The organism is Halomonas sp. 3D7M (genome assembly GCF_014897885.1).
Lineage (GTDB): Bacteria > Pseudomonadota > Gammaproteobacteria > Pseudomonadales > Halomonadaceae > Vreelandella.
Map to the genome: position 1 here is coordinate 5823 of NZ_JABUZF010000228.1, position 2022 is coordinate 7844.

General features: G+C 55.6%; 3 protein-coding genes and 1 pseudogene. All 4 read left to right on the plus strand.

The window, feature by feature from the left end:
• A pseudogene (locus INT22_RS20990) lies at positions 1 to 130 on the plus strand (bifunctional 3,4-dihydroxy-2-butanone-4-phosphate synthase/GTP cyclohydrolase II); the annotation flags it as partial.
• Positions 131 to 134: 4 nt separating this feature from the next.
• Positions 135 to 623, plus strand: a complete 489-nt coding sequence (gene ribH / locus INT22_RS12800; protein WP_009721753.1) for a 6,7-dimethyl-8-ribityllumazine synthase — start codon at positions 135 to 137, stop codon at positions 621 to 623.
• Positions 620 to 1123 carry a transcription antitermination factor NusB gene (gene nusB, locus INT22_RS12805; RefSeq protein WP_009721754.1) on the plus strand — a complete coding sequence of 168 codons (504 nt, stop codon included), beginning with the start codon at positions 620 to 622 and terminating at the stop codon, positions 1121 to 1123. Before ribH ends, nusB begins: the two co-directional genes overlap by 4 nt.
• A gap of 35 nt (positions 1124 to 1158) precedes the next feature.
• A partial coding sequence (gene thiL, locus INT22_RS12810) for a thiamine-phosphate kinase (protein ID WP_319022075.1) occupies positions 1159 to 2022 on the plus strand: 864 nt, incomplete at its 3' end.

Below are 2022 nucleotides of genomic sequence, written 5' to 3' on the forward strand. Positions count from 1 at the left end.
AGGGGTAGGCAAAATGCGGCTACTCAGCTCACCGTGGAAATTCTCGGCGCTCTCCGGTTTTGATCTCGAAGTTGTCGAGCGTCTAGGACCCAATGACACGGCGTATGAGCCAACTTCTCAGCAGGAATAAATTGATGCAATCCCTTTCGCAAGTTGAAGGCACTTTTGTGGATGTCGATGGCCGTTATGTCATCGTTGTAGGCCGTTTTAACCACCATGTGGTGGATAGCCTGGTGGAAGGCGCTATTGATAGCCTGACACGCCACGGCGTTGATGCGGACAATATTCACCTTGTCCACGTACCTGGTGCTTGGGAACTACCGCTGGCAGTAAAGCGTGTACTTAACGTCATGAAGCCCGACGCTGTTATCGCGCTGGGCGCTGTTATTCGTGGTGGCACGCCGCATTTTGAATATGTAGCTGGCGGCTGCAACACAGCCATCAACCACCTCCAGCTTGAGTTCGATACGCCGGTAGCAAACGGCGTGTTGACCGTTGAGTCTATCGAACAGGCGATTGAGCGGGCGGGTACCAAAGCGGGTAATAAAGGTACGGAAGCCGCAATGGCAGCGATGGAGATGGTCTCATTACTGCGAGCATTGCCGCTAGGAGACAACCAATGAGCGAACGTCGTGAGCGTAAGCCCTCTGCCGCGCAGCTAGGGCGCCACGCCGCGCGTGAGTTAGCGGTTCAGGGGATTTACCAGTGGCAAATGACAGGGAAATCGATCACCACTATCGAAGCTGAGTTTCGTAGTCAGGTGGCAGATGATGACCTGGAAGATTACGAAAACTGGGTGAAAGTAATGGAAATCGCTGATAAGGCGCTTTTCCATGAACTGCTGCATAACACGGTTCGGTTCAAAGCGGAGTTAGATCGTGAAATTGCGCCGCTGCTCGACCGACGCCTCGAAGATCTTGATGCTGTTGAGCTAGCTATCCTGCGCTTGGGTGCCTATGAGCTTTCTCGGCGGATGGAAGTACCCTACCGAGTAGTGATTAACGAAGGCGTTGAGCTGGCCAAATCATTTGGTGCCACCGACGGCCATAAATACGTGAACGGCATTCTCGATAAGTTAGCAAATCGCTTACGAAGTGCTGAGGTCAGCGCTCGCCGTCTGTAAGGCGAGCCTCCTGATAATGCGTTTAAGGGGCCTTTGTGCTTGGCGAATTTGAACTGATTCAGCGCTACTTCATGTCGCCGCAGGAGGCGCACGCGACAGCTGGCATAGCGCTTGAAAATGGCGACGATGCAGCGCTTTTGGTGCCCCGAGCAGGTCAGCAGCTTGTGGTCAGCGTTGATACGTCGGTGAGTAACGTGCATTTTCCTCACGATGCGCCAGCGCACGCGGTAGGACATCGCGCGCTGGCGGTGGCGCTCAGCGACTTAGCAGCCATGGGTGCTAAGTCTCGTTGGTGCCTGATGGCAATGACGCTGGATAAGAGCGTCTTTAATGACCGCGAAGCTGCTGAACACTGGTTAGCAGGATACGCTGAAGGGTTTCACGCGCTTTGTCAGCAGCACGCCACTGCGCTGGTTGGTGGTGATGTCACCTCTGGGGCACTGACCATTGGTGTGACGGTGATGGGCGAAGTGCCAACTGGCCAAGCACTAACTCGCTCAGGTGCGCAGGTCGGCGATGTTATCGCCGTGACCGGTGCCTTGGGTGGTGGTGCCGGTGGCTTAGCACTTTGGCGCCAGGGCGAACGCGAATTGTCGCACCCACTGCTGGCTCGTTATTTGTTGCCGCAACCTCGCTTAGCCGCGGGTGTGGCACTGCGCGGTATTGCAACGGCGGCACTGGACATTTCGGATGGCTTGTTGGCAGATTTGTCGCACGTGCGTAAGGCATCTGGCATAGGCTGCGCACTAGACGTCGACGCGCTACCGTTGGCCGTAGGATTGCAAGAAACGTTAGGCCACGATGAGGCAATTAAAGCCGCGCTATCGGGTGGCGACGACTATGAGCTGCTGGTGACACTCTCACCCAAAAGTCTCGCTATTGCCCAACAGCGGCTCCCC